Consider the following 26359-nt stretch of genomic DNA (forward strand, 5'->3'; position numbering starts at 1 on the left):
ATTTTTATTTATTTTACGTGATTTCAATCACATTTTTGTTGTATATATTTTCATTTCTTTTTTGTGGCAAGATCGTTAAAATAGCCGCCCTTTTTGATGGTTGAATATTCGCGAAATGCTTTACCTATAAAGCGTTAGCAATTAAGTAAGAGTAATAATAAGAGAAAATTTTATGTCCTTTGTAGTTGGTCAGCGTTGGATTAGTGAAAGTGAAAATGATCTGGGCTTGGGGGTGGTTGCAGAAGTTAATCATCGTACCGTAACGGTCAATTTTCCTGCCGCCGAAGAAATTCGCATTTATGCCTTAGATAATGCCCCATTAGTACGGGTGGTTTTTAACGTAGGCGATGAAATTCGCCATAAAGAGGGTTGGCAGGGAAAAGTACTTGAAGTGTTAGATCATAATGGACTGGCATTTTATTTGGTACAAAAAGAAGACGGGCAAGAAACGCTATTGCAAGAAGCTGATCTCAGTGCGCAAATTACCTTTAGCAAGCCTCAAGAACGTTTATTTGCTGGGCAGATTGATCGTGTTTCGCATTTTGTGTTGCGTTATCGTGCCTTGCAACAACGTCAAGCGCAATATCAATCACCATTGCGTGGTTTGCGAGGGATTCGTGGTGGATTAATTCCACATCAACTTCATATTGCGCAAGAAGTCGGGCAACGTATTGCACCACGCGTATTACTTGCTGATGAAGTGGGGTTAGGGAAAACCATTGAAGCAGGAATGATTTTACAACAGCAACTTTTTGCGGAAAGAGCAGAAAGAGTACTTATCATTGTGCCAGAAACCTTGCAACATCAATGGCTAGTAGAAATGCTACGCCGTTTTAACTTACATTTTTCACTTTTTGATGAAGAACGTTGTGCGGATTTTGATGGGCTTGACGGTGGTGTGGCAGCCAATCCGTTTAAAACAGAATCCTTGATTATTTGTGCGCTAGATTGGCTCATTCAAAAGCCCAAACGTGCTGAGCAGCTTGTGAAGGCAGAATTTGATTTGCTTATTGTGGATGAAGCTCATCATCTTGAATGGTCGGAACACGCACCTAGTTTGGCGTATCAAATGGTGGAACAGCTGGCAGGCCATATTCCAGCCGTGTTATTGCTGACCGCAACGCCTGAACAGCTAGGGCAAGCAAGTCATTTTGCACGCTTAAAACTGCTCGATTCTGATCGCTTTTATGATTATGACGCCTTTGTGCAAGAACAACAGCGTTATCAACCGGTGGCTGAAGCGGTGAAAGGATTACTAAGTGAACAGCCATTAAGCAGGCAAGAAGAAAAACATTTAGCCGAATTGCTTTCCGATCAAGATATAGCGCCATTATTGGCTGATCTTCAACATTGCGAGAAAAAAGGACAAGCACGCCAAACGCTGATAGAAAATTTACTCGATCGCCACGGTACAAGTCGTGTTTTATTTCGTAATACGCGTCAAGGGGTGAAAGGCTTCCCATTGCGTCATTATCACGAAATCACCTTGCCAATGCCAAAACAATATCGTAATGCGATTGGCGTGTTGAAAATGCTAGGTGAGGTAAAAACCAGTGATTTATTTTATCCCGAGCAGATCTTCCAAAAAATGAATCCAGATGCAGCGTGGTGGGATTTTGATCCTCGTGTGGAATGGTTGATTGATTTTTTACAATCTTATCGTGAAGAAAAAGTGTTGGTGATTTGCCATCAAGCCAACACAGCTATTCAGTTAGAAAAAGCATTACGCGAAAAAGAGGCAATTCGCAGTGCGGTATTTCATCAAAATATGTCGATTGTGGAACGGGATAAAGCTGCCGCCTATTTTGCTCAGCAGGAAGAAGGAGCGCAAGTGTTGCTGACTTCCAGCATTGGATCAGAAGGGCGAAATTTCCAGTTTGCCCATCATCTCGTGCTGTTTAATTTGCCGGATAATCCTGATTTGTTGGAACAGTGCATTGGACGCTTAGATCGTATCGGACAAACTCAAGACATTGAGATTTATGCGCCTTGTTTTGCCGATAGCCCACAGGTTCTACTGGCGAAATGGTATCATCAAGGATTAAATGCGTTTGAAGAAACCTGTCCAATGGGGGCAACGTTATTTGAAAAGTGCGGTGTAAAATTACAAGATTTTTTACAGCATAATGAACAAAATGCGGACTTTGATGAATTTATTGCACAAACTCGCCTTGAACGTGATGCACTGAAAGCCCAGCTTGATCAAGGACGCGATCGCCTATTGGAAATCAACTCTAATGGGGGCGAACAAGCCCAAGCCTTGGCAGATGCCATTGGCGCGCAAGATGGATCAAGCGAATTAATTAATTTCACCTTGAATTTGTTCGATATTATTGGCGTGGAACAGGAAGATTTAGGTGAAAAAAGCATTGTCATTCATCCAACAGGCACAATGCTCGTACCAGATTTTCCGGGCTTAAAAGAAGAGGGAGTAACCGTTACCTTTGATCGTCATTTAGCGGTAGCACGCGAAGAAGTTGAATTTCTCACGTGGGATCACCCGATGATTCGCAATGGCATAGATTTGATTACTGATGGCGAGATTGGTAAAACTGCCGTATCATTGTTCATCAATAATGAATTGCCAGTGGGATCGATGTGGTTGGAACTTATCTATATTGTGGAAGCACAAGCACCAAGAGGATTACAGCTCACACGTTTCTTACCACCAACGCCAGTACGCTTATTAATTGATGGTAAAGGAAATAATCTCGCGGAAAAAGTGGGCTTTGAGTTGTTACAAAAACAACTTAAACCTATGGCAAAACAAATGGCGAGCAAGGTGATCAAAATGTTGCGCGCTAATATTGAACAATTATTGAAAGCAGGTGATCGGCAAATGGCTGAACAAGCTGAGGAATTTATTCAGCAAGCTGAGCAGAAAGCCACACAACGTTTGGATAGCGAATTAACCCGTTTGCAAGCGTTAAAACAAGTGAATAAAACGATTCGCCAAGATGAAATTGACGCACTCAGCGCAGAGCGAGAGCAAATTTTGCAGCATTTGCAAAAAGCAACTTGGCGCTTGGATAGCCTGCGTGTGATTATCAGTAATAAGAGTAAATAATGGCATTAATTGACTACCGTCCCCCACGTGAACCTTGGTTAGAAGTGATTTATCACGATAACCATATTTTATTGCTCAATAAGCCGAGCGGTTTACTTTCTGTACCGGGAAATCAACCGCAATATTACGACAGTGCAATGTCGCGAGTGAAAGAAAAATATGGTTTTTGCGAGCCAGCGCATCGTCTTGATATGGCAACCAGTGGGATTTTGTTGTTTGCGATGAGTAAACTTGCGGACAAAGAACTCAAACGCCAGTTTCGTGAGCGTGAGCCGAAGAAATCTTACCAAGCCTTAGTATGGGGACATTTACAGCAGGAAAGTGGCACGGTGAATTTGCCACTGATTTGCGATTGGGAAAATCGTCCAAGACAGAAGATTTGTTTTGAGCTAGGCAAAAGTGCGGTAACAAATTTTGAGGTTTTAGCACGCTTACCCAATAACAGCACAAGGGTGCAACTTACCCCCATTACAGGGCGTTCGCACCAATTAAGGTTACATATGCTCGCTCTTGGTCATCCCATTTTAGGCGATAAGTTTTATGCACATCCACAAGCGAAAGCAATGTCGCCACGTTTATGCTTGCACGCGCAATCTTTACAAATTCGCCATCCTTTAACGGGCGAAATAATGAATTTTACCGCAGAAGTGCCATTTTAATTGATTATGACCAATCACAGAAATAATGCGGAGAATTGGTGATTTAATGCTACAATTCTCCCTTATTCATTTTTATTTGAGATAAATTATGTCCCGTCAAAAGAAAACACGCCGTATTACGGATATTATGCCAACACGCAAGGCGGATAAACCAACGCAAAACGTCCCAACTGGACGTGGACGCAAACTAACACGTTATGAATTAGATGCCAAAGCGCGTGAGGAAAAAAGAAAGAAAAAACATAAAGGCTTAGCCGCGGGTTCTCGCCATAGCCGCCAAGAAGAAAATAACACCTTGCAACAACAAGCGAAGTTAGATCCTCGTGTAGGCAGCCGCAAGAAAATTCCACTCGTGGTAGAGTTCGTCAATAAACCTGAAAAAGGGATGACCATTCCGCCCGTTGCGGTAGAAAAACAGAAAGTCCTTGATCCAATGGTGGAACTTGAACAGCTTGAAAATAATGAATGCTTGAATGACTTATTAGATGAGCTTGAAGCAGGTGAAACCTTAAGCCGTCAAGATCAGGCCTTTGTGGATGAATGTTTAGATCGCATTGCACAGCTTATGGATCAACTTGGCATCCGCGACGATGAAGAAAATGCGGAAAATTTATACCGCACTTTTGAAACCATTGATATTAATCAGTTTAAATAATTTATGTGGATTTACCTTTTAATTACCCTCGGGCTTTTAATTATTGTGGGATTAACCGCTTATGCGGTGAAATTGTTGCGTGCCTTAAAGCAACAAAAACAGCAGTTAGAGAATGCGCGTTTGGATCGTGTAAAACGCCTCAAAGAGAGTATTGAGATTATCGCTCGGGCAATGCAAAATGGTGATTGCAATTTGTCTGAAGGGGCGATTCGGTTAAAAATGTTACTCGATCCTTTGGGGCTAAAAATCACCGCTTACCCTGCTATGGCAGAACTTTATGAGGTGGTGAAGGAAATGCCAACGCATCAAGCACGGAAAGCGTTAAAAAAGAACGATCGTATGCGTTTAGATCTAACACGTGAAAGTGCTGAGGCAAAGTTAGAGCCAAAAATTTTGTTGGAATTAAATCAATTATTGCTTGATATTGAAAATATTTAGGGGGAAATTAATGTCTGGAACTATGTGGGATTCCGCGTTAATTCAAAAATATAACTATTCTGGGCCGCGTTACACCTCTTACCCAACGGCGCTAGAATTTAATGAACATTATAATGAACAGGATTTTCAAGCGGCAGCAGGGCGTTACCCAGATCGTCCGCTTTCCCTTTATGTGCATATCCCGTTTTGCCATAAATTATGCTATTTCTGTGCTTGTAACAAAATCATTACGCGTCATCAGCACAAAGCGGATATTTATCTCGATTATTTGGAAAAAGAAATTAAAAATCGTGCTGCACTTTTTCGCAACCGCAAGGTTACCCAAGTCCATTGGGGGGGCGGTACCCCTACGTATCTCACCGAGCAACAATCCAGCCGTTTAATGGCAATGTTGCAAGAGCATTTCGAGATTTGTGATAACGCAGAAATTAGTATCGAAATGGATCCACGCAAAATTGAATTGGAAACCCTTGATCACTTACGCAAAATCGGTTTTAACCGAATTAGTATGGGTGTGCAGGATTTCAATAAAGCAGTGCAAAAAGCGGTAAACCGTGAGCAAGATGAAGACTTTATTCACGCTTTGTTAGAACGCGCACGCACTTTGGGCTTTCAGTCCACCAATCTAGATTTGATTTATGGCCTGCCATTGCAAAACGTTGAAAGTTTTATGTTTACCTTGCAAAAAGTGATCGAACTGAATCCCGATCGTTTGAGCGTGTTTAACTATGCGCACTTACCAAGTCGCTTTGCGGGGCAGGCAAAAATCAAAGAGGATCAACTACCTGCACCAGAGACCAAACTCACCATTTTACAAAAAACTATTGAAACCTTAGGTCAGGCAGGTTACCACTTTATTGGAATGGATCATTTTGCCAAACCAGATGATGAGCTAGCGATTGCCCAACAAAATGGCGTGCTACACCGAAATTTCCAAGGTTACACCACACAAGAAGAATGTGATTTGCTTGGGCTTGGCGTTTCTGCAATTAGCCTGCTGGGTGATACTTATGCACAAAACCAAAAAGAGCTAAAACATTATTACGCAGATATTGAACAAAAAAGCACCGCACTTCACAAAGGCTTTGTTATGAGCCAAGAAGATTGCTTACGCCGTGATGTGATCAAACAACTTATTTGTAATTTCAAACTGGATTATGCCCCTTTTGAACAGCAATATGGCATTGATTTCAAAACTCATTTTGCAGAAGATCTGGAATTGCTTGCCCCTCTGGCGGAAGATGGGCTAATTGAAATAGGCCATCAAGGCTTACAGGTTTCACCAGTGGGACATTTGCTCATTCGTAATATTTGCTTATGTTTTGATACCTATTCACGACAACAAGCCAGACGTCAGCAGTTCTCACGAATTATTTAATCTCAATGATCCGCTCAAAGCGATTGCATTGAGCGGGTAAACTGTGAGCTTAGAAGTACGAAGCGAGTTAAAGAAATTCAGTATATTTAACTTTTTTATAACATATTCCTTTAAGTTATTTGTAAATCGCGCTGTTTCTTTTACAATGCCTAGCACTTAACGAAATCTACTCAAAGGAGACTATTATGTTGAAAAAATTAGCATTTTTTTCTACCGCACTTTTCGCTATCACAACTGCAACTCAAGCTGTTGCAGCAGAAAGTTTGATTGAACGTATCAACAATAAAGGGACAATTACAGTTGGTACAGAAGGCACTTATGCCCCTTTCACTTATCACGATGCGAGCGGAAAATTAACCGGCTATGATGTGGAAGTTACCCGTGCTGTGGCAGAAAAATTGGGGGTAACCGTAGAATTTAAAGAAACCCAATGGGACGCAATGCTTGCAGGCCTAAAAGGTGGACGCTTTGATTTAGTGGCAAACCAAGTAGCATTAACCACACCAGAACGTCAGGCAACCTTTGATAAATCAGAACCTTATAGCTGGTCTGGGGCGATGCTATTAGCGCGTCAAGATGAAAATCGTCTTCAAAAAGTTGAAGATGTAAAAGGCTTAAAAGCGGCACAAACACTTAGCTCAAACTATGGTGAGCTAGCGGTGAAATATGGTGCGCAAATTGTACCTATTGATGGTATGGCACAAGGACTATTATTAATTCAGCAAAAACGCGCAGATGTTACCTTTAATGATTCCTTAGCCCTGTTGGATTATTTAAAGAAAAATCCAAATTCAGGTTTAAAACCATTCTGGGAATCAGAAGATAAAGTGGGTGCTGGGTTTGTGGCTAATAAAGGCAATAATGATGCCCTAGATAAAATCAATGCCGCAATTGTTGAGTTACGTAATGACGGCACATTGAAAAAATTAGGTGAACAATTCTTTGGAAAGGATATCAGTGTTAAATAATTTCTTAGCTTCCTTACCCTTTATGACCGATGCGCGTGCTGAGCTGGTGATAAATGGGTTTCTCCCAATGGTTAAAGCAGCGGTATTGGTTTCAATACCGCTTGCTGTCGTTTCTTTCTTTTTGGGAATGATCATTGCAATTGGCGTGGCATTGCTACGAGTAACACCGGTTAATGGATGTTTACATCGTATTCTACTCGCCATTGCCAAAGTGTATATTTCAATTATTCGCGGTACGCCAATGTTGGTGCAAATTTCAGTCGTATTTTATGGCTTACCTGCATTGGGGGTGTTTATCGATCCGATTCCTGCGGCAATTATTGGGTTTTCCCTTAATGTTGGCGCTTATGGTTCAGAAACCGTGCGTGCAGCAATTCAATCCGTGCCGAAAGGACAATGGGAAGCAGGCTATACTATTGGTATGACCTATATGCAGACTTTCCGTCGAATTATTGCCCCGCAAGCGTTTCGTGTTGCCGTTCCACCGTTGAGTAACAGTTTTATTGGCTTGTTTAAAGATACATCGCTTGCTTCGGTTGTTACTGTAACAGAAATGTTCCGTGTAGCACAGCAAATCGCCAATTCCTCTTACGATTTCTTACCGGTGTATATTGAGGCTGGGTTGGTATATTGGTGTTTCTGTTTTGTGCTGTTTATCATTCAAGCGCGGGTAGAAAAACGTTTAGATCGCTATGTGGCAAGATAGGGGAAGGCGATGATTAAAGTACGCAATATTCATAAAACCTTTGGTCATAATCCTGTACTAAAAGGGATTGATCTTGATATTCACAAAGGCGAAGTGGTGGTTATTCTTGGGCCTTCAGGTTCAGGCAAAACGACTTTCTTACGTTGTTTGAATGCCTTAGAATTACCAGAGCAAGGCACGATTGAATTTACCCAAGAAAATCCACTCACCGTCGATTTTGCAAGTAACAATATCAATAAGCAGATTTTACCTTTGCGCCGTAAATCAGGAATGGTGTTCCAACAATATAACCTATTCCCGCACAAAACCGCCTTGGAAAACATTATGGAAGGCCCTGTGCAAGTGCAAAAACGCGATCCCAAAATCGTTCGTCAAGAAGCTGAAACCTTATTGGAAAAAGTGGGATTACTAGACAAAAAAGATCTTTATCCTTACCAACTTTCAGGCGGTCAGCAACAACGTGTTGGGATTGCTCGCGCACTGGCGATTCAACCTGAATTAATGCTCTTTGATGAACCCACTTCCGCACTCGATCCGGAGTTAGTACAAGATGTGCTAAACACAATGAAAGCACTTGCTAACGAAGGTTGGACAATGGTCGTGGTAACGCACGAAATCAAATTTGCCCTAGATGTGGCGGACGTGGTTGTGGTAATGGACGGTGGCGTCATTGTTGAACAAGGTTCGCCACAAGCATTATTTGCCAATCCAAAACACGAACGCACAAAAGCCTTTTTACATCGTTTAAAGGCAGAATGACAACACTAAAGCGTGATAAAAAAACGAAACCGATGAGAAATCATCGGTTTTTTCTTACCGTTTTATCAGCTAAGAGTCGGCGCTGTGAGGAGAAAAAATGGCGTAAAAAACACCGCACTTCTTATTTTCGTATCATAACCACATTGTAAAATTTAATCCGCTTTTTTCACTAATTTCGCGTAATAAAAGCCATCACCACCATTTTCTTGTGGAAAAAATTGATGACCAGCTTGTGTTTGCTCAGGGAATGGCAGTGGCATTAATTCAGCCTCAGGGTGCTGTTGTAAAAAGTCAGTAATTTGCGCGCTATTTTCCTCTGGCAATAATGAACAAGTGGCATAAAGCAACACACCATTCGGTTTCAAACGTTGCCATAAGGCAGTTAAAATGGCTTTTTGTAAGGCGACCAAAGGGGCGATATCACTTTCTTTACGTAACCATTTTATATCAGGGTGGCGGCGAATAACCCCTGTTGCAGAGCAAGGTGCATCAAGCAAAATCCGGTCAAATTGCACCGCACTCTCTCCGAATTGCTGCTGAATCTGACTGAGCCACTGTTCTGGCTGGCTTGCATCACCGCAAATCACTAACGCTTTTTGTCCCATTCGCGCTAAATTTTCTTCCACCCGTTGTAAGCGATACCGTTCTACATCCAATGCGATCACATTGGCTTGCGGAGCAAGTTCTAAGATGTGGGTGGTTTTTCCTCCCGGTGCGGCGCACGCATCTAAAATCACTTCCTCATTTTGTGGGGCAAGTAATCGCGCTGACCATTGAGCGTGCAAATCTTGCACGCTGAGCCAACCTTCCATAAAGTGTGGTAACTGCGCCACATTTTTTGCCTGTATTAAACGAATGGATTGCGGATACTCTCCCGCCACTGCGTCAATGTCTGCTTTTTGTAATAAAGCGAGATAATCATCAACATTGCTATGTTGCACATTCACTCTTAACCACATTGGCGGTTTTTGATTATTCGCTTCGATAATTTCTCGCCAATTTGGATAGGCTTTTTTCAGCTTATTCACCAACCATTCTGGGTGTAAGGTTTGCCAATGTTTATCCACTTTCTCTAGAATATTCGCCTGTTCGCGTAAGAAACGGCGTAGTACACCATTCACCAAGCCTTTGAAACTGTCTAATTTCAGGCTTTGCGTCGCCTTTACCATTTCATCGACTACCGCGTGATCGGGAGTGCGTAAATATAAAAGTTGATACAAGCCCACTAGCAATAAACAATGCACAAGGCGAGTTTTGCCTTTCAACGGCTTATCCACTAATTGCTGAATAATTTGCGTTAGACGGGGCAACACACGGCATACACCAAAGCAAATTTCTTGTAATAAGGGAAGATCCTGTTCTTTCAGCACAGGATTTTTTTCCGCAAGTAAGATAGAAAGCGATTGTCCTTTATCTAACACTTGTAAAAGATATTGTGCCGACACGGCACGCACAGAAAGGGATTTCGCAGCAAGTGCGGTACTTTTTTTAGGCATTTTAGCTTGAGGTTTTGTTTGCTTCATTATGCTAATACCTTACCTACCGGGAACCAATCTGCTCTGCCATTAAGTAAATCTTGTGCCGACACTGGCTTTTTACCCGCTGGTTGCAGCTGAGTAAGATTTAACACGCCATCGACTGTGGCAATTTGAATGCCATTTTTATCTGCCTGTAAAATCGTACCAGCAGGTTGATTCTGATGAGGTAACACCGTTGCTTGATAGACCTTTAAGGTCTGTTCATTGCCATCACTATCGGTCGTAACAAAATAACTGATCGGCCAAGGATTAAAGGCACGAATACAACGCTCAAGCTGTACTGCGGAACATTGCCAATCTAATTTAGCCTCTTGTTTAGACAGTTTATCGGCGTAGTTAGCCAAGGCATCATCTTGCACTTCTGGCTGAAATTGTCCTGCTTCTAAACCATTTAATACCTCAAGCAACGCATTTGGGGCAATTTTTTCCAGCTTATGATAAAGGCTCAAAGAGGTTTCTTCAGCGCTGATATCGCAATACACTTTATGCAGCATATCTCCCGTATCCAAGCCTTCGTTCATCTGCATAATGGTGATCCCCGTCTGAGCATCGCCTGCCCAAATGGCGCGTTGAATGGGTGCAGCGCCACGCCAACGAGGTAAAATGGAACCGTGTACATTCAAACAACCTAATCTTGGTGCGTCCAAAACCGCTTTTGGCAAAATTAACCCATACGCCACCACGATCATCACATCGGCATTTAACGCAGCGAGCGCGTGTTGCGCCTCTTCTTTGCGTAAGGATTTAGGTTGATAAACAGGAATCTGATGTTGCTCCGCTAACTGTTTCACCGCACTGGCTTGTAGTTTCTTACCACGTCCTGCAGGCTTATCTGGCTGGGTGTAAACCGCAATTACATTATGTTCTGAATTCAACAAGGCCGCCAAATGTTGTGCCGCAAATTCTGGCGTACCTGCAAAAATGATATTTAAAGGTTTTGTCATCGCATTTCTCTTCGTTATGCTAGTCATTATGAAAATAGTTATAGATGCAAGGTAATTCTTAGCGTTAAGTATAATGTATTTTTAACTTGGGGTGAAAAAAATGCTGAAAGAAAGGTCTATTAAAGCGAGAATATTGCCGCTTTTTCTACCGAGTAATCGCGCTTAACTTCTTGATAATAAAAGGTAGAACGCGCCATTTTCGCCACTTTCAGTAAATCATCTAACGCGTGCGTTTGCTTTAAATCGTGAATGGCGGCTATTTTTTCTGCCGTCGTTTTTGCCGGTCTAATTCCTCCAACTTTTTTAAATAAGCAATCTCTGCACGGGCGAGAGCCAGCTCACGTTGCAATTTTTTAACGGCTTTAGGGGATAAATCTGTGGGGTTCAGGAATCTTAATCTCTTTTTTCTTCATTTTGAGCTTAACTCTTTTAGGTTGAATAAAGGGTGATTTTACCCCTTCTAAGTCTCTTTCGTGAAAGGCTTTTAACCATTTAATCACAAGAGAATGAGAAATTTGATAACGTTTAGCCACTTCTCTGATACCGACATCCTGTTTGGTGGCTTGTTTAATAATTTCTAAACGGAATTGATAAGTATAGGACATAATCTGCACCTCTAATTAGATGTCCAGTTTTTGGGGTGCAGATCACTTTAATCGCTTAAAGAGCGGTGATTTTTTTATGTTAGTTAAACTATTTCTAAGAACTCAGTATCGCTATCCGTCGCTATTGCTGTTACTGCCGATAAAATAAGATCTCTGGAAATAGATTTTGCTTTTTCGGGTTCTCTCATTCTTATTGCTTCCAAAAGTAGCTTATGCTTGTCTAATGCTGGTAATTTAGTATGTATATCAATTTCTAATGTCTTATCAAAAGACAATCTCATTGCAGTTGATAATAGGCCATTCATTGATGATAGAAATGGGTTTTTGCATGATGCAACAATAGATGAATGGAATAACATATCCCCCTCAAGAAAAATATCTCTATTATTTTGCTCTGCTCCTTTCACCATTAGGAGATAGCCATTATGTATATTCATTAGATCTTCTGTATCAGAGGCAACCGCTGATATGGCACAAATGCTCGGTTCAAAAGTCAACCTTGTTATTAATAAGTTCTTTATAAAATAAGGGGCAATGTCTGCCTGATAGATAAATTCTAATATCTCACTATCTAACCAATTCCATTTATCCAATTTATTAACAAAACTCCCTTTTTTAGGGATTATCGATATAATTCCTTTACTTGCCATTGCTTGTAAAGCACTTCTCACTGGCGTTCGAGATGCGCTAAATATTCTACATAATTCTATTTCTCCAGGAAGTAACTCTTCCTCTTTAAACTCACCTGATAAACATCGAAGAATAAGCGCTTTCATAATCACTTGAGATTTTAGCATTTTCACCTCTAAATCTTGTATAACAAGAAACAACATCAAAAATAAAAAGATTTAATCTATTATAACTTATAAAACAATAACTAATAAATTATGTATATTCTTAAATTTGTGATACTGATCACGGAAAAAATATTTTTATTCAATATAATCTTGTAATACAAGAATTGAGTTGAGGATCATATAAGATGGAAAACTGGATTGCTGTTGATTGGGGAACAACGAACTTTAGAGCCTATTTTATGGATCATGAAATGTCCGTTATCGATAGAATAGATAGCGATCAAGGCTTATTATCAATTAAAGAAAAAGATTTTGCTGATACATTGCTAAATAATATACAACAATGGCAATGCTCGACTGATCTCGCATCAACTCCAATTTATATGGCAGGAATGGTAGGATCCAAGCAAGGTTGGAAGGAAGCTAATTATTTATCTATGCCATTAAATCTGTCAGAAATTCCTCATCACCTCTTAACATTCAAACTACCTTGGGAAGCGCCCGCATTTATTGTCCCTGGTATCAGTGGCATGAATAAATTAGGAATGTATGATGTTATGCGAGGAGAAGAAACTCAATTACTCGGTTTGCAACGTATTTTAAATCAAGAAAATATTGCAGCTATTTTACCCGGTACCCACAGCAAACAAGTTGTTATCGAAAAAGGAAAAATGAACACATTTATATCGATAATGACTGGGGAATTATTTTCCTTACTCAATCAACACAGTATCTTAACCAAAGATGTGCCTCAAAAATACGATGATCATGATAGCTTTTTATTCGGGGTAAAAAATGGTTATAACTATCCACTAAATGCGATCTTATTTTCAGCGAGAACATTATCACTTAACAGTATGCTATCCCCTACACAAATACGTTCTTATCTCTCCGGCTTACTTATTGGGAATGAAATCAATTTATTAGGCGAATATGACCAATACTATATTATTGGCAACTCAACATTATCTCAAAAATACTTAGACGCATCACTTTCTGTCGGTAAAAAGGCAGAAATTATTGATGGAGAACAATGCTTTATCAAAGGAATATCATATATCCATCAACATACCCATAATTAATTGTAGGTGTTATATGAAAAAACAAGAAATTTTAAATGAAAAAATGCCCTTAGTGGCCATTCTACGGGGTATTACAACTGATCAGTCAGTTCAATATGTCTCTAAATTAATTGAATTAGGCTACTACTATATTGAAGTGCCATTAAATAGCCCTAACGCATTAGACACCTTACGCCTGCTTTACAATCAATTTGGTCAGCAATGCTTAATTGGTGCAGGAACCGTAACTGATGAACATTTATTACAACAGGTGCTTGATATAGGCATAAAATTCATCGTCACCCCCAATATGAATACCAATGTTATAAAACTGGCTAAAGCGAATAATTGTACGATTTTTGTAGGCGTAATGACACCGACCGAAGCCTATGATGCTATTCATTGTGGCGCAAATTTATTAAAAATTTATCCTGCTGAAGTATTCGGATATAACGGCTTTAAAGCAATCAAAACAGTCATACCACCAGAAATATTATGTTTCCCAGTAGGTGGCATTAATGCAGACAGCGAACAAATGAAAAAATTTCTCGCCATTGGTGCAAGTGGATTTGGTATAGGAAGTGCGCTTTATAGTTCAGGGTTAGATTTCAATGAATTTGCCAAACGTGCCGAAGCATTTAAATCATGCTATGAAAATGCCAAATCACAACTGTAACATAAGGAAACGATCATGAAAATTGTTGGTTATGAAACATATATTGTTCCTCCTCGTTGGGGATTTCTTAAAATATTAACCGATGAAGGAATTGTAGGTTGGGGGGAACCTTGCTTAGAGGGTCGGACTCATACAGTTCACACATGTGTAAAAGAATTAATGGAATATCTTATTGGTAAAGATCCTAGAGATATAGAAGACCACTGGAATGTACTGTATCGTTCTTCTTTTTATCGTGGCGGCCCAATTATGATGAGTGCTTTAGCTGGTATAGATCAAGCACTATGGGATATCAAAGGAAAAGCATTAAACACGCCTGTTTTTCAGCTATTAGGAGGTAAATGTCGAGATCGAATGAGAATGTATTCTTGGATAGGAGGAGATCGACCTGATGATGTAGCTAAAATGGCCAAAGAAAGACAAGCATTAGGGTTTACAGCAATAAAAATGAATGCAACTGAAGAACTTAATTTTATTGATGATTATTCCAAAGTTGATGCAGTATTAGTTCGTGTTCAAGCGATTAGAGATGCGACAGGTAAAGATTTTGGTATCGGCATTGATTTTCATGGCAGAGTACATAAAGCAATGGCTAAAGTACTCATGAAAGAACTTGCTCAATTTAATCCTATGTTTGTGGAAGAACCTGTACTTGCTGAACATTTAGATGCAATTCATGAAATAGCACAATATGGCGCTATCCCGATTGCAACGGGTGAAAGAATGTTTTCACGCTGGGAATTTAAATCTCTTCTTATGCGTGGAGGTATTGACATTCTACAACCGGATGTATCGCACTGTGGTGGTATTACCGAAATGAAAAAAATTGCGAATATGGCAGAAACTTTCGATGTAGCATTAGCCCCTCATTGTCCACTAGGGCCTATTGCTTTAGCTTCTTGTTTACAAGTAGATACTGTATGTCTTAATGCTGTAATTCAAGAACAGAGTATAGGCATTCACTATAACCAAGAAAATGATGTTTTAGATTATATGCTTAATAAGGAGGTATATCACTTTAAAGATGGGTATTGCGACTTGTTAACAGGATCGGGGTTAGGTATCCAAATTAACGAAGAATTTATGAATACGCAAAATACATTAAATAGTAAATGGCGTAATCCTATTTGGCGCAATAAAGATGGCTCTTTTGCTGAATGGTAATTATTCTGTAAACTTTAATGGAGGAAATGATATGAAACTACTTAGAAAATTTATTATTACTTCTTTAGCTATTTTTTCTGCTAACGTGTTTTCAGCACAATACAATTGGAATTTTCAATCATCAGATCAACCTGGAGATGATGCATTTAAATACCAACAACAATGGGCAAAAGATGTAGAAAAAATGTCAGACGGAAAAATTCATATCAACGTCTTAGGAGCAGGTTCTGTAGTTGAACATAATCAAACGCTTGATTCTATCAATATGAATATTATCCAAGGTGATTTCACCGATCCATCGTATTTCTCTGGTAAAGATCCTGCATTTGCTTTATATGGAAATTTGATTGGTGCTTGGAGCAATCCTAAAGATCTTATTGACTTTATGTATAATGGCGGGGGATTCGAAGTTGCCAATGAATTACTCAATAAATATGGTGTGCAATTATTAGCAGTCAGTACGGTAGGTGTTGAATCATTAGTATCTAAAAAACCTATCCATAATATTGCGGAATTAAAAGGAGTAAAGATAAGAGCACCTGAAGGTTTAGTTCAAGCTTTATTTAAGAACCTTAATGCATCTCCAGTCAATCTGCCTGGTTCAGAGGTTTATACAGCACTTGAAAAAGGTGTTATTGATGCATCGGACTATTCTATTTTTGCCCGCAACCAACAAAGTGGTATGAATGATATTGCTAAATATCCTATTCACCCAGGTTGGCATTCGATGCCCGTCAATCAAGTCACTTTAAATAAGAAAACTTATGACTCTTTATCTGCAGATTTAAAAACTGTTCTAAACAAAGCAGGTAAACAATATGCAGAAGGTTTCTTAGCAATGCATCAAAAATTAGATGAAGATGCAGTTAAACATAAAAAAGCAGATATCACCATTATTCAATGGGAACCTGCAGAAATAGCAAAAGTGCGAGCAATCGCAACAACAATGTGGCCAGAATGGGCGACTAAATCACCTATGTCACAAAAATACTATGATACAGTTATGAAATATCTGAAAGATAAAGGCATGATCCAGTAATCTAAAATACAAGTTATAGCCAAATTTAAATTTGGCTATAACTAATAAATTATTTATTAGGTGGCAGTTATGAGTAACAACAACGAAACACATAATGAACTTACATTAACATCGATAGATAAAATAATTGAGAAAGTGGGTCGAAGGCTATCATGGCTATATTTATTCATCGTATTTATTTCATTTTATGAAATCATTGCTCGTTACATTTTTAATAGTCCTACCGAATGGGTTCATGAACTTAGTATCGCATTAGCAGGTTTCTTAATGGTCTATGCTGGTTTGTTTGCTTATGGTAGAGATAAACATATCCGAGTACCTATACTTCTTAATAACGTGCCTGATAAATGGAGAAATATTCTCGAAATATTCAGTAAACTCGTCACATTAGCTTTTTTATTGCTACTTGCTTATTCTGCTTATTTTGTCGCTCAAACAGCTATATTTTCTCCCTCTGGCGAACTTATGCTTGAAAGATCGGGATCGGCATGGAATCCACCTATCCCAGGACTGTTAAAAGCCTCTCTTTTTGTGTTAACGATGATTTTTATTATCCAAGTATTTTTTAAATTGCTATCGCACTTTTCTATAAATAAGGAGAAATAATATGTTTGGTTTCAGCGAATTAGGCATTGAGTCTGTGACGACAATATTATTTATAGCAATGTGCTTGCTATTAGTATTAGGCACTCCACTTGCATTTCTCACAGGTTTAGTCGCGACATTACTAGCTGTAGGTTGGTTTAGTCCAGATATACTCCCATTAATTATAAATCGTGTTTATGGTTTTATGACCAGTTACTCTCTATTAGCAGTTCCAATGTTTGTATTGATGGCTTCCTTATTAGATAAAACAGGAATAGCTAAAGATCTTTACAATGCCATGTGGTTAACAACTCGAAGATTTAAAACTGGCGTAGCATTACAAACAGTTATTATCGGCGTCTTTTTAGCAACGATGTCGGGAATTATCGGTGGCGAAACAGTATTACTAGGGCTACTGGCTTTACCACAAATGCTAAGACTAGGTTATGATAAAAAACTAGCCATTGGCATAGTCGTATCCTCTGGCGCTTTAGGCACAATGGTTCCACCAAGTATTGTACTTATTATTTATGGATTAGTAGCTTCAGTTTCTATTGGTGATTTATTTACCGCAAGCTTTATCCCTGCATTCATGCTCGCTGCTATGTACATCATCTACATTATTATCAGAGGAAAACTAAACCCAGCATTGTTACCCGCTATCCCTGATGAAGAACGAAATGCGCCGATTTCTAAAGAAGAGCGCAAAAAAGCAAGAATCAATATTGCGCTACCAAGTATTATTGCATTATTAGTTTTAGGCAGTATTTATGGTGGTATTGCATCAGTTACAGAAGCTGCCGCAGTAGGCGTTATTGCGGTATTGAGTGTTGCCACATATCGTAAAGAATTAACTATATCCGTACTCAAAGATGCTTCTTACACAACAATGCAAACCTGTGGCATGATCATGTGGATCGGAATTGGTGCTTATATCTTAGTCGGCATCTATAATTTAGTTGGAGGAAACCATTTTGTTGAATCTTTACTCATTAGCTCTGGCCTATCTCCGGTTGGCATCATATTATTAATGATGATTATTCTGTTTGTGTTAGGGCTATTCTTAGATTGGATTGGCATTGCTATGTTAACTATGCCAATTTTTGTCCCTATCGTACAAAATCTAGGCTTTGATCCTATTTGGTTTGGTGTTTTATTTTGTGTTAATATGCAAGTATCATTTTTATCTCCTCCCTTCGGACCTGCTGCTTTTTATTTACATAGCGTAGCACCTAAGGGGGTTGAGTTAGTAGATATTTTTAAATCAGTTATTCCATTTATTTTTATCCAAATAATATTGTTAACATTATTAATCGCATTTCCTGAAATTACTTTGTTCTTAATTAAATAGTATATTCAAAAAAAGAAATGATCTGCCCCCAAAAAAGTGGCTCCTAATTTGAGGTGCAGATCATGTCCTATCCTTATTAATTTCGTTTAGAAATTATCAAATAAGTCATCGAACAGGATGTGGGTATCAGAGAATTCTCTAAACGTTATCAGATCTCTAACGCTATTGTCATTAAGTAACTAAAAGCTTTTTTGAAAGAGAAGCTTTATTTTCCAGTGCTAATGGATTTGATCAATCAAGAAATTATCGCATATGAGTTTGTGACACGTCCAAAATTCCTCTTAGTAAAAAATGTTGGGACAAGGGTTAAACCAATTAAACGCCACGGATTACCCCATTATTCACAGTAACCAAGGTATACTTTATGGTACAAAAGCCTGGCGAAAAATGTCAGAAGGGAGAGTAATTCCTAGTATGAGTCAACGAGGTCTCGTCTATGATAATGCGGTGATTGAAAGTTTCTTTACTATTTTGAAATCCGAGCGTTTTTTACTCTCATAGCTATACATCAATAGCGCTATTACAAACTGAACTTGAAGAATATGTGATGTATTACAACCAAAAACGAAGTGGCTTTAAAAGGACTGGGCCCTGCACAAATACAGTGCCCAATATTTATAGTTTACTAACCCGTCCAGCTTTTGGGGGCTGCTCAAATAGTATTCTAATAAAAGAAACTTAAAATCTAGAATTTCTATTATAAAACAATTAGTTAAATGGCTTTTAGCTTAGTTTATCTAAGACCGCCCTTTTTATTTAACTCAGGTTTCAAGCAGATTTACAGCCTATTTATCTTTCCCCAAAAACTTCACCGCAGTGTCTGGGAAATCCGTGAAGATCCCTGTTGCGCCAGCTTGATTGAGTAACGCATCATACATTTGATTGACATTGCTAAAGAAGGCTGGCAATGCATCTTTACGTACGGTGTAAGGATGTAATTCCATATTATATTTTTTCAATTCTTTCACTAATGGGGTATAAACGACGTTATCTTTCGTAGAATGTTCTTTATCGACCAGCATATACCAACCTGGTCCGACACCGTCAGCATATTTTGCCACTTCTGCCATTGCACCATCTTTGAACATCCAGCCATAATCATAGTTTACCCACTCACCTTGCGGATTTTTTTCTTCCGTTTCGTGCCAATCAGTGTAGGCTATTAACTGAACCAATTTTAAATCCATACCTAATTGTGGAAGTAATTCCGTTTTAATCCGTTTAAGTTCATTAAAATCAAAGGTCTGTAAGTAAACAGGGGCAGATTTTTTTGTATAGCCATATTTTTTTAGCACTTCTAAGGTGGCTTTGGCAATGTCTTTTCCTTCTTTATGATGTAGCCAAGGTGCTTTAATCTCTGGGTAAATACCAATTTTTTTCCCTGTAGATTTTTCTAAGCCTTGAATAAATTCAATTTCATCTTCAAAGGTATGAATTTTAAAATGAGATTTCCACATTGGAAAACGATCAGGATAAACTTGCACTTGTTTTCCGTCTTTCACTTCAAAGTTTTCAGTCATATTTAAAGACTGAATTTCGGCGAGTGTAAAATCAACCACATAATAACGGCCGTCTTCACGCTTACGATCAGGAAACTTCGTTGCCACATCGGTTAAACCATCTAGAAAATGATCGTGAATAACAATTAGATGATCGTCTTTTGTCATCACTAAATCTTGTTCTAAATAATCCGCTTTCTGTCCAAACGCAAGGGCTTTACTTTCTAAGGTATGCTCTGGTAAGTAGCCACTTGCACCACGGTGAGCAATAACGAGCTTTTCTTTGTTATCCATTGTTGGTATTGCAAATGCAGATTGTACGCAGGTGAAAGCTAAGGTGGAACACGCCACAACTTGTGCTAATTTTTTGAGTTTAAACGTCATAAAAACCTCCTTTTAAAGTGCGGTTATTTTTTACAAAGATTTTTACCAAGAAAAAAGGAAGCCTTTTTCAGACTTCCTTTTGTTTATAGATTATTTGCCGTAGTGATCACCTAATGCGGCTTTATGTTTTGCTTCTTGAATAGTTACGATTAAAAGTAACAACACAGCTAAGATACCCCCTGCGATCATTACATAGAAACCGCCGTCCCAGCCGTAATATTCTGCTGCCCAACCAACAACGGCTGAAGCCGAAACTGTACCACCGAGGTAACCAAATAAGCCGGTGAAACCTGCTGCTGTTCCCGCTGCTTTTTTCGGTGCAAGTTCAAGGGCGTGTAAACCAATCAACATTACTGGACCATAAATTAAGAAACCAATGGTTGTCATTAAGATAAAGTCTGTTAATTGATATGGGTTTTCATACCAAGCTTTACCCGCATATTGCGCTAATTCTGACTCTGGTGTTGCTGGGTTAAGCCATAATGCGACCACTGCAACAGTAGTTAAGATCATAAAAATAAAGCCAGTTAAACCACGTTTACCTTTAAACAAGTGATCCGATACCCAACCACAAATTAATGTTCCCGGAATCGCGGCTAATTCATAAATAGTGTATGCCCACGCAGTCCCTTTGATGTTGAAATGTTTCACTTCTCCTAAATATACTGGCGACCATTTCAAGACACCATAACGAATAAGATAAACAAACACGTTAGCAATCGCGATGTACCATAACAATTTGTTTTTCAATACATAAGTAACGAAAATTTCTTTTGCAGTAAGATCATTTTCGTATGTTTTTTCATTGTAATCATCAGGATAGTCATTGCGCCATTTTTCAATCGCAGGCAATCCGCAAGATTGTGGTGTATCTTTCATTACAAAGAAAACAGGGATCGCAGCAAGCATTGCGGCAATACCGGGATAATAAAGGGCTTGTTGCCATACATCTTTAGCTGTCGCTTGCACGCCGTGTTCGCTGAAATAAATTGCACTGGCTAATAACACCATTGCCCCCGGAACCATTCCCCCTACGTTATGCGCACAGTTCCAAATAGAGACGATGGTTCCACGTTCTGATTTAGACCACCAGTGAACCATTGTACGACCACAAGGTGGCCACCCCATTCCTTGGAACCAACCATTGAGGAAAATCATCACGAACATCACTAAAATGCCCGATGTAGCCCAAGGCATTAAGCCCATTAGGGTCATACATAAACCAGAAAGCAACAAACCACAAGGTAAGAACACTTTCGGATTTGAACGATCCGAAATACTTGCCATAATAAATTTAGATAAACCGTAGGCTAAACCCGCCCCAGTTCCGATAATACCGAGTTCGGCTTTATTATAAAGCCCTGCTTCAATCAACCCTTTTTGTGCTAAATCAAAATTAGCACGCACGAAATAATAAGCGGCATAACCGAAAAAAATTCCAGCAAACACTTGCCAACGCAAACGTTTATAGGTGGAATCTATTTTCTCTTTTGGCAACTCCGCAATATGCGGTGCTGGTTTAAATGGTCCAAACATAGAAATTCTCCAATAAAAATAAGTAAGAAGAAAACCCTGCTCTTTTAAGAGCATTTCAGTTTAATATACTATCTGAAAAAAATTCAACGAACAGAAAATAAATCTTTTATTGTGATAAAGATCACAAAATTTTTACATTTTTTTACTTTTTTGTAAAAAATTGTGATCTTCATCACGAATACGAATATAAAAACGCTCATTTTATTTTCCAAAACGAACATTTGGCGTATTATAAAGACAATTCTTTTTTATCTTTTTATTTACAAATTTAATGTGGGGGAAAAGCGATGAAAATATCACCGCACTTTTATAAAAATGCAGAGGACTTTTCGCCTATCAATACCGATGTCATCATCATCGGCGGTGGTGCAACAGGCGCGGGAATTGCGCGCGATTGTGCCTTACGTGGGATTAATTGTGTATTACTGGAACGACGAGATATTGCCACGGGTGCAACGGGACGTAATCACGGTTTATTACATAGTGGGGCGCGCTATGCAGTCAATGATGAAGAGTCTGCACGCGAATGTATTCAAGAAAACTTAATTTTAAAAAACATTGCCCGCCATTGTATTGAAGATACGAAAGGGCTATTTATTACCTTACCGGAAGATGATCTTAATTATCAAAAAACGTTTCTCAATGCCTGTGATGCCGCAGGCATTGAAGCGGTTGCTGTTGAGCCAGAATTAGCCAAACGCTTAGAGCCGTCAGTAAATCCTCACTTAGTGGGCGCGGTTGTTGTCCCTGATGGATCAATTGATCCTTTTCGCTTAACCGCAGCGAATATGCTTGATGCCAGTGAAAATGGCGCTAAAATTTTTACTTATTGTGAAGTCATCTCTCTTATCCGCGAGGGGGATCGTGTTATTGGTACGAAAGTTTATGATCATAAGAATAAAGTAACACGTCTCTTTTTTGCTCCTGTTGTGGTCAATGCTGGGGGGATTTGGGGGCAAGGTATTGCCGAATATGCGGATTTGAAAATTAGAATGTTCCCAGCAAAAGGAGCATTACTGATTATGGGGCATCGCATTAATAATTTGGTTATCAATCGTTGTCGCAAACCTGCGGATGCTGATATTTTAGTGCCGGGCGATACCATTTGTGTCATCGGTACCACATCAAGTCGCATACCTTATGATCAAATTGATAATATGGTAGTAACTCCTGAAGAAGTGGATATTCTTTTCCGAGAAGGCGAAAAACTGGCACCTTCGCTACGCCACACGCGTGTTTTACGTGCTTATGCTGGTGTTCGTCCACTGGTTGCGACAGATGATGATCCTTCTGGGCGTAATGTTAGTCGTGGCATTGTGTTACTTGATCACGCCCAGCGAGATGGTTTAGAAGGGTTTGTTACCATTACTGGGGGGAAATTAATGACCTATCGCCTAATGGCTGAATGGGCAACGGATTTAGTTTGTAAAAAACTCAATAAATCGGCAACCTGTACTACGGCTAACCGCGCCTTACCCGGTTCAGATGCCACACAAGAAGAAACCTATAAACAGATTATTTCTCTCCCCACCCCAATTAAAATCTCCGCGGTTTATCGGCACGGTCAGCGCGCCACAAAATTACTTGAACAAGAACGCCTAGATCGCTCTTTAGTCTGTGAGTGTGAAGCGGTCAGTGCGGGGGAGGTTCGCTATGCGGTAGATGAACTCAAAGTCAATAATTTAGTGGATTTACGCCGCCGTACACGTGTTGGAATGGGGACTTGCCAAGCGGAACTTTGTGCTTGCCGAGCAGCAGGCTTAATGGCTCGTTTTAATGTGGCAACGCCTCGCCAATCTACTACGCAACTCGCTTCTTTTATGGAAGAACGTTGGCGAGGTATTCAACCTATCGCTTGGGGTGAAGCCATACGTGAAGCCGAATTTACCAGTTGGATTTATTACAGCTTACTCGGTTTGAATGATGTAAAACCGCTTGAAGAACAAGCCACACAGGGGACAGATAGCAATGAAATTTGATGTAATTATTATTGGCGGTGGCTTAGCAGGATTAACTTGTGGCATCGCACTACAACAGCAAGGCAAACATTGCGCCATTATTAATAATGGACAAGCGGCGATGGATTTTTCTTCTGGCTCACTGGATTTACTGAGCCAACTCCCTGATGGAAGTGCGGTGGAAAATTTTGTTGAATCTTATCCACAATTTGCCCAACAACTGCCTCATCACCCTTATAGTTTATTAGGTCAAGAGCAGGTGATCGCAAAAGCACAGGCATTTGAGCAATTCGCTCAATCACTGAATTTAGCACTGATTGGGTCATATAAAGAAAATCATTTTCGTGTTACCCCTTTAGGTGGATTGCGACGTACTTGGCTTTCAGCAGATAGCGTACCGACATTTCCATTATCACAAACCGCCTATCCACATAAACATATTGCCGTATTAGGAATAGAAGGCTATCACGATTTTCAACCACAATTACTTGCGGATAACCTGAAACAAAATTCGCAATTTGCCCATTGTGAGGTAAAAATTGGCTACTTATCTATTCCGCAACTGGATGAACTTCGCACAAATGCAAGGGAATTCCGTAGTGTCAATATCTCTCAAGTTCTGGAATATAAATTGGCATTCAGTGAATTAGTCCAAGAAATCAAGCAAGCCGCAAATGGGGTAAGTGCGGTATTTTTACCAGCCTGTTTTGGCATTGAAAATCAAGCCTTTTTCCAGAGTTTAAAACAGGCTTCAGGACTGAATTTATATGAATTACCGACACTCCCACCTTCATTATTAGGTATGCGTCAGCGTAAAAATTTACGTGCTAAGTTTGAGAAATTAGGGGGAATGATGCTAAATGGCGATAAAGCATTACGTGCTGACATTGCCGAGCAACAAGTTAAAGCGCTTTACAGCCAATTACATCAGGATGATGCGCTTTATGCTGATCATTTTGTACTGGCTTCAGGGCATTATTTTAGCTCAGGCATTGTGGCAGAGTTTGAGCGTATTCGAGAACCCATTTTTGATTTGGATATTGTTGGTAATGGCGATTTTGATAATGACAATCGTCTTTCTTGGACGAAAGATCGTTTCTCTGCCCCACAACCTTATCAAAGTGCGGGGGTAAAAATTAACGCAAAATGCCAAGTACAAAAGTGCGGTGAAATTTTAACGAATTTATACGCTGTGGGATCAGTGATTGGCGGTTATAACAATTTAGAACTCGGCTGTAGCTCTGGCGTGGCAGTGGTTACCGCACTTACTGTGGCAGAACAAATTCTGGCAGGGGGTAAATAATGAACATTCAAGAATTAATCGAAAATGCAAAACAAAATGCCGCGTTGCCACCCTCTCATCAATATGTAGATAACAGTTTTGAGAGCTGTATAAAATGTACTGCTTGTACGGCAGTTTGTCCTGTATCAAAACAAAATCCGCTCTATCCCGGTCCAAAACAAGCAGGCCCAGATGGAGAACGCTTTCGCTTAAAAAGTGCAGCATTTTACGATGAAGCACTCAAATATTGCACCAACTGCAAACGTTGTGAAGTGGCTTGCCCTTCAGATGTTAAAATCGGTGATTTAATCGTACGAGCGAGAAATAATCACCTGCAAGCGCAAAAAAAATCGCTTATTCATAAATTACGCGATGCGGTGTTAAGTAATACGGATATTATGGGTAAGCTCAACACGCCATTTGCCCCTGTGGTGAACACCATTACAGGGTTAAAGGCGACAAAATTTCTGTTAGAAAAAACATTAAAAGTCAGTAAACACCGCAGTTTGCCGAAATATTCTTTTGGTTCATTCCGTCAATGGTATAAAAATAACGCCCTTGAACGTCAGCGTTACTATAAAGATAAAGTCGCCTATTATCACGGTTGTTATGTAAACTATAATAATCCTCAACTTGGTAAGGATTTAATCAAGGTTTTCAATGCGTTAGACATTGGTGTGATGTTGTTGGAAAAAGAAAAATGCTGTGGCTTGCCATTAAGTGTGAATGGTTTTCCTAAACGGGCAAAAGAATTAGCGAAATTTAATCTTGCTCAACTTGAAAATACCATTATTAATCAAGAGCTTGATGTGGTTGGCACATCTTCTAGCTGTACAATGAATCTGCGCGATGAATACCATCATATTTTAGCTATGGATAATGCCAAAGTGCGTCCGCATATAAATATTGTGACTAAATATTTATATCAACGCTTGCAACATCAAAAATCACCGCAATTTAAATCAATGCCGTTAAAAGTGGCTTATCACACAGCTTGCCACGTGGATAAAGCAGGTTGGGCGCCTTATACCCTCGCGTTACTTAAACTTATCCCTGATCTAGAGGTGGTGATGCTACCAAGTCAATGCTGTGGTATTGCTGGCACTTACGGCTTTAAAGCCGAAAATTACGAGGTTTCTCAAGCGATTGGTAAAAGCTTATTTGAGCATATTGAAGAAGGGCAATTTGATTTTGTTATTTCTGAGTGTGAAACCTGCAAATGGCAAATTGATATGTCCACTCGCCTTACTTGCTTACACCCCGTAACCTTACTTGCCAAAGCCCTCGCTTAAAGATAAAAAGGGATAGGA

General features: G+C 39.6%; 22 protein-coding genes and 2 pseudogenes. 18 read left to right on the top strand and 6 right to left on the bottom strand.

All coding sequences use genetic code 11. From position 1 onward, the window contains the following. Positions 1 to 172 precede the first annotated feature (172 nt). The 8 genes from rapA to L4F92_RS10245 all read left to right on the top strand — a co-directional run bounded on the left by rapA (position 173) and on the right by L4F92_RS10245 (position 8630). Positions 173 to 3067 carry an RNA polymerase-associated protein RapA gene (rapA, locus tag L4F92_RS10210; RefSeq protein WP_250363637.1) on the top strand — a complete coding sequence of 965 codons (2895 nt, stop codon included), beginning with the start codon at positions 173 to 175 and terminating at the stop codon, positions 3065 to 3067. Further along, positions 3067 to 3726, top strand: a complete 660-nt coding sequence (gene rluA, locus L4F92_RS10215; RefSeq protein ID WP_250351000.1) for a bifunctional tRNA pseudouridine(32) synthase/23S rRNA pseudouridine(746) synthase RluA — start codon at positions 3067 to 3069, stop codon at positions 3724 to 3726. Before rapA ends, rluA begins: the two co-directional genes overlap by 1 nt. A gap of 88 nt (positions 3727 to 3814) precedes the next feature. Next, the gene (gene yihI, locus L4F92_RS10220; RefSeq protein ID WP_250363638.1) at positions 3815 to 4381 is read left to right on the top strand and encodes a Der GTPase-activating protein YihI; all 567 of its coding nucleotides are present in this window, start codon (positions 3815 to 3817) and stop codon (positions 4379 to 4381) included. A gap of 3 nt (positions 4382 to 4384) precedes the next feature. After that, positions 4385 to 4819, top strand: coding sequence for a DUF2489 domain-containing protein (locus L4F92_RS10225; RefSeq protein ID WP_250363639.1), 435 nt, complete (start codon positions 4385 to 4387; stop codon positions 4817 to 4819). 10 nt (positions 4820 to 4829) lie between these two features. Further along, complete coding sequence (gene hemN / locus L4F92_RS10230; protein WP_250363640.1) at positions 4830 to 6197, top strand: oxygen-independent coproporphyrinogen III oxidase; 1368 nt, start codon at positions 4830 to 4832, stop codon at positions 6195 to 6197. A 185-nt stretch (positions 6198 to 6382) separates the two neighbouring features. Further along, positions 6383 to 7165: an amino acid ABC transporter substrate-binding protein gene (locus tag L4F92_RS10235; protein WP_250351004.1), complete on the top strand. Its 783-nt coding sequence runs from the start codon at positions 6383 to 6385 to the stop codon at positions 7163 to 7165. Positions 7166 to 7187: 22 nt separating this feature from the next. Then, a complete protein-coding gene (locus L4F92_RS10240; protein WP_268738993.1) occupies positions 7188 to 7871 on the top strand; it encodes an amino acid ABC transporter permease in 684 nt (227 codons plus the stop codon). 9 nt (positions 7872 to 7880) lie between these two features. Then, positions 7881 to 8630 carry an amino acid ABC transporter ATP-binding protein gene (locus L4F92_RS10245; RefSeq protein WP_250363641.1) on the top strand — a complete coding sequence of 250 codons (750 nt, stop codon included), beginning with the start codon at positions 7881 to 7883 and terminating at the stop codon, positions 8628 to 8630. Between the two features lie 152 nt (positions 8631 to 8782). Here L4F92_RS10245 and rsmB read toward each other — a convergent pair whose 3' ends face one another. From rsmB to L4F92_RS10265, 4 genes and pseudogenes are all read right to left on the bottom strand, one after another. Continuing rightward, positions 8783 to 10126 (bottom strand): 16S rRNA (cytosine(967)-C(5))-methyltransferase RsmB, encoded by a 1344-nt coding sequence (gene rsmB / locus L4F92_RS10250; protein WP_250364599.1) that lies wholly within the window; start codon positions 10124 to 10126, stop codon positions 8783 to 8785. Positions 10127 to 10152: 26 nt separating this feature from the next. Then, positions 10153 to 11112 (bottom strand): methionyl-tRNA formyltransferase, encoded by a 960-nt coding sequence (gene fmt, locus L4F92_RS10255; RefSeq protein WP_250363642.1) that lies wholly within the window; start codon positions 11110 to 11112, stop codon positions 10153 to 10155. 256 nt (positions 11113 to 11368) lie between these two features. Continuing rightward, positions 11369 to 11717: pseudogene (locus L4F92_RS10260) on the bottom strand (transposase). 83 nt (positions 11718 to 11800) lie between these two features. Beyond that, positions 11801 to 12514 (bottom strand): FadR/GntR family transcriptional regulator, encoded by a 714-nt coding sequence (locus L4F92_RS10265; RefSeq protein WP_250363644.1) that lies wholly within the window; start codon positions 12512 to 12514, stop codon positions 11801 to 11803. A gap of 185 nt (positions 12515 to 12699) precedes the next feature. Here L4F92_RS10265 and L4F92_RS10270 point away from each other — a divergent pair, with 185 nt between their 5' ends. From L4F92_RS10270 to L4F92_RS11145, 7 genes and pseudogenes are all read left to right on the top strand, one after another. Next, positions 12700 to 13596, top strand: coding sequence for a 2-dehydro-3-deoxygalactonokinase (locus L4F92_RS10270; RefSeq protein WP_250363645.1), 897 nt, complete (start codon positions 12700 to 12702; stop codon positions 13594 to 13596). 13 nt (positions 13597 to 13609) lie between these two features. Further along, positions 13610 to 14251, top strand: a complete 642-nt coding sequence (locus L4F92_RS10275; RefSeq protein ID WP_250363646.1) for a 2-dehydro-3-deoxy-6-phosphogalactonate aldolase — start codon at positions 13610 to 13612, stop codon at positions 14249 to 14251. A 15-nt stretch (positions 14252 to 14266) separates the two neighbouring features. After that, positions 14267 to 15415 carry a galactonate dehydratase gene (dgoD, locus tag L4F92_RS10280; RefSeq protein WP_250363647.1) on the top strand — a complete coding sequence of 383 codons (1149 nt, stop codon included), beginning with the start codon at positions 14267 to 14269 and terminating at the stop codon, positions 15413 to 15415. Between the two features lie 31 nt (positions 15416 to 15446). Further along, positions 15447 to 16454 (top strand): TRAP transporter substrate-binding protein, encoded by a 1008-nt coding sequence (locus L4F92_RS10285; protein WP_250363648.1) that lies wholly within the window; start codon positions 15447 to 15449, stop codon positions 16452 to 16454. A gap of 69 nt (positions 16455 to 16523) precedes the next feature. Continuing rightward, positions 16524 to 17060 (top strand): TRAP transporter small permease subunit, encoded by a 537-nt coding sequence (locus tag L4F92_RS10290; RefSeq protein ID WP_250363649.1) that lies wholly within the window; start codon positions 16524 to 16526, stop codon positions 17058 to 17060. Between the two features lies 1 nt (position 17061). Further along, positions 17062 to 18390: a TRAP transporter large permease gene (locus tag L4F92_RS10295; RefSeq protein WP_250363650.1), complete on the top strand. Its 1329-nt coding sequence runs from the start codon at positions 17062 to 17064 to the stop codon at positions 18388 to 18390. 499 nt (positions 18391 to 18889) lie between these two features. After that, a pseudogene (locus L4F92_RS11145) lies at positions 18890 to 19072 on the top strand (hypothetical protein); the annotation flags it as partial. A 103-nt stretch (positions 19073 to 19175) separates the two neighbouring features. On the opposite strand, the gene glpQ reads toward L4F92_RS11145, so the two are convergent. Both glpQ and glpT read right to left on the bottom strand, forming a co-directional pair. Continuing rightward, positions 19176 to 20273: a glycerophosphodiester phosphodiesterase gene (glpQ, locus tag L4F92_RS10300; RefSeq protein ID WP_250363651.1), complete on the bottom strand. Its 1098-nt coding sequence runs from the start codon at positions 20271 to 20273 to the stop codon at positions 19176 to 19178. 90 nt (positions 20274 to 20363) lie between these two features. Beyond that, entirely contained in the window at positions 20364 to 21809 is a 1446-nt protein-coding gene (gene glpT, locus L4F92_RS10305) for a glycerol-3-phosphate transporter (protein ID WP_250363652.1), read from the bottom strand. Positions 21810 to 22096: 287 nt separating this feature from the next. On the opposite strand from glpT, the gene glpA reads away from it, so the two are divergent. From glpA to glpC, 3 genes are read left to right on the top strand one after another with little or no spacing between them, the layout of a single operon-like run. Continuing rightward, positions 22097 to 23788, top strand: coding sequence for an anaerobic glycerol-3-phosphate dehydrogenase subunit A (gene glpA, locus L4F92_RS10310; RefSeq protein ID WP_250363653.1), 1692 nt, complete (start codon positions 22097 to 22099; stop codon positions 23786 to 23788). Continuing rightward, positions 23778 to 25070: a glycerol-3-phosphate dehydrogenase subunit GlpB gene (gene glpB, locus L4F92_RS10315; protein WP_250363654.1), complete on the top strand. Its 1293-nt coding sequence runs from the start codon at positions 23778 to 23780 to the stop codon at positions 25068 to 25070. The genes glpA and glpB overlap by 11 nt, the downstream gene beginning before the upstream one ends. After that, on the top strand, positions 25070 to 26341 hold the full coding sequence (gene glpC / locus L4F92_RS10320) for an anaerobic glycerol-3-phosphate dehydrogenase subunit GlpC (RefSeq protein ID WP_250363655.1): 1272 nt from the start codon (positions 25070 to 25072) through the stop codon (positions 26339 to 26341). The genes glpB and glpC overlap by 1 nt, the downstream gene beginning before the upstream one ends. Positions 26342 to 26359: the final 18 nt, after the last annotated feature.

Source organism: Avibacterium sp. 21-595 (assembly GCF_023611905.1).
Classification (GTDB): domain Bacteria; phylum Pseudomonadota; class Gammaproteobacteria; order Enterobacterales; family Pasteurellaceae; genus Avibacterium.

Excerpts from the sequence above, each read along its gene's own strand:
- rapA (WP_250363637.1), top strand. The coding sequence starts at position 173 with ATGTCCTTTGTAGTTGGTCAGCGTTGGATTAGTGAAAGTGAAAATGAT.
- rluA (WP_250351000.1), top strand. The coding sequence starts at position 3,067 with ATGGCATTAATTGACTACCGTCCCCCACGTGAACCTTGGTTAGAAGTG.
- yihI (WP_250363638.1), top strand. The coding sequence starts at position 3,815 with ATGTCCCGTCAAAAGAAAACACGCCGTATTACGGATATTATGCCAACA.
- L4F92_RS10225 (WP_250363639.1), top strand. The coding sequence starts at position 4,385 with ATGTGGATTTACCTTTTAATTACCCTCGGGCTTTTAATTATTGTGGGA.
- hemN (WP_250363640.1), top strand. The coding sequence starts at position 4,830 with ATGTCTGGAACTATGTGGGATTCCGCGTTAATTCAAAAATATAACTAT.
- L4F92_RS10235 (WP_250351004.1), top strand. The coding sequence starts at position 6,383 with ATGTTGAAAAAATTAGCATTTTTTTCTACCGCACTTTTCGCTATCACA.
- L4F92_RS10240 (WP_268738993.1), top strand. The coding sequence starts at position 7,188 with ATGACCGATGCGCGTGCTGAGCTGGTGATAAATGGGTTTCTCCCAATG.
- L4F92_RS10245 (WP_250363641.1), top strand. The coding sequence starts at position 7,881 with ATGATTAAAGTACGCAATATTCATAAAACCTTTGGTCATAATCCTGTA.
- rsmB (WP_250364599.1), bottom strand. The coding sequence starts at position 10,126 with ATGCCTAAAAAAAGTACCGCACTTGCTGCGAAATCCCTTTCTGTGCGT.
- fmt (WP_250363642.1), bottom strand. The coding sequence starts at position 11,112 with ATGACAAAACCTTTAAATATCATTTTTGCAGGTACGCCAGAATTTGCG.
- L4F92_RS10265 (WP_250363644.1), bottom strand. The coding sequence starts at position 12,514 with ATGCTAAAATCTCAAGTGATTATGAAAGCGCTTATTCTTCGATGTTTA.
- L4F92_RS10270 (WP_250363645.1), top strand. The coding sequence starts at position 12,700 with ATGGAAAACTGGATTGCTGTTGATTGGGGAACAACGAACTTTAGAGCC.
- L4F92_RS10275 (WP_250363646.1), top strand. The coding sequence starts at position 13,610 with ATGAAAAAACAAGAAATTTTAAATGAAAAAATGCCCTTAGTGGCCATT.
- dgoD (WP_250363647.1), top strand. The coding sequence starts at position 14,267 with ATGAAAATTGTTGGTTATGAAACATATATTGTTCCTCCTCGTTGGGGA.
- L4F92_RS10285 (WP_250363648.1), top strand. The coding sequence starts at position 15,447 with ATGAAACTACTTAGAAAATTTATTATTACTTCTTTAGCTATTTTTTCT.
- L4F92_RS10290 (WP_250363649.1), top strand. The coding sequence starts at position 16,524 with ATGAGTAACAACAACGAAACACATAATGAACTTACATTAACATCGATA.
- L4F92_RS10295 (WP_250363650.1), top strand. The coding sequence starts at position 17,062 with ATGTTTGGTTTCAGCGAATTAGGCATTGAGTCTGTGACGACAATATTA.
- glpQ (WP_250363651.1), bottom strand. The coding sequence starts at position 20,273 with ATGACGTTTAAACTCAAAAAATTAGCACAAGTTGTGGCGTGTTCCACC.
- glpT (WP_250363652.1), bottom strand. The coding sequence starts at position 21,809 with ATGTTTGGACCATTTAAACCAGCACCGCATATTGCGGAGTTGCCAAAA.
- glpA (WP_250363653.1), top strand. The coding sequence starts at position 22,097 with ATGAAAATATCACCGCACTTTTATAAAAATGCAGAGGACTTTTCGCCT.
- glpB (WP_250363654.1), top strand. The coding sequence starts at position 23,778 with ATGAAATTTGATGTAATTATTATTGGCGGTGGCTTAGCAGGATTAACT.
- glpC (WP_250363655.1), top strand. The coding sequence starts at position 25,070 with ATGAACATTCAAGAATTAATCGAAAATGCAAAACAAAATGCCGCGTTG.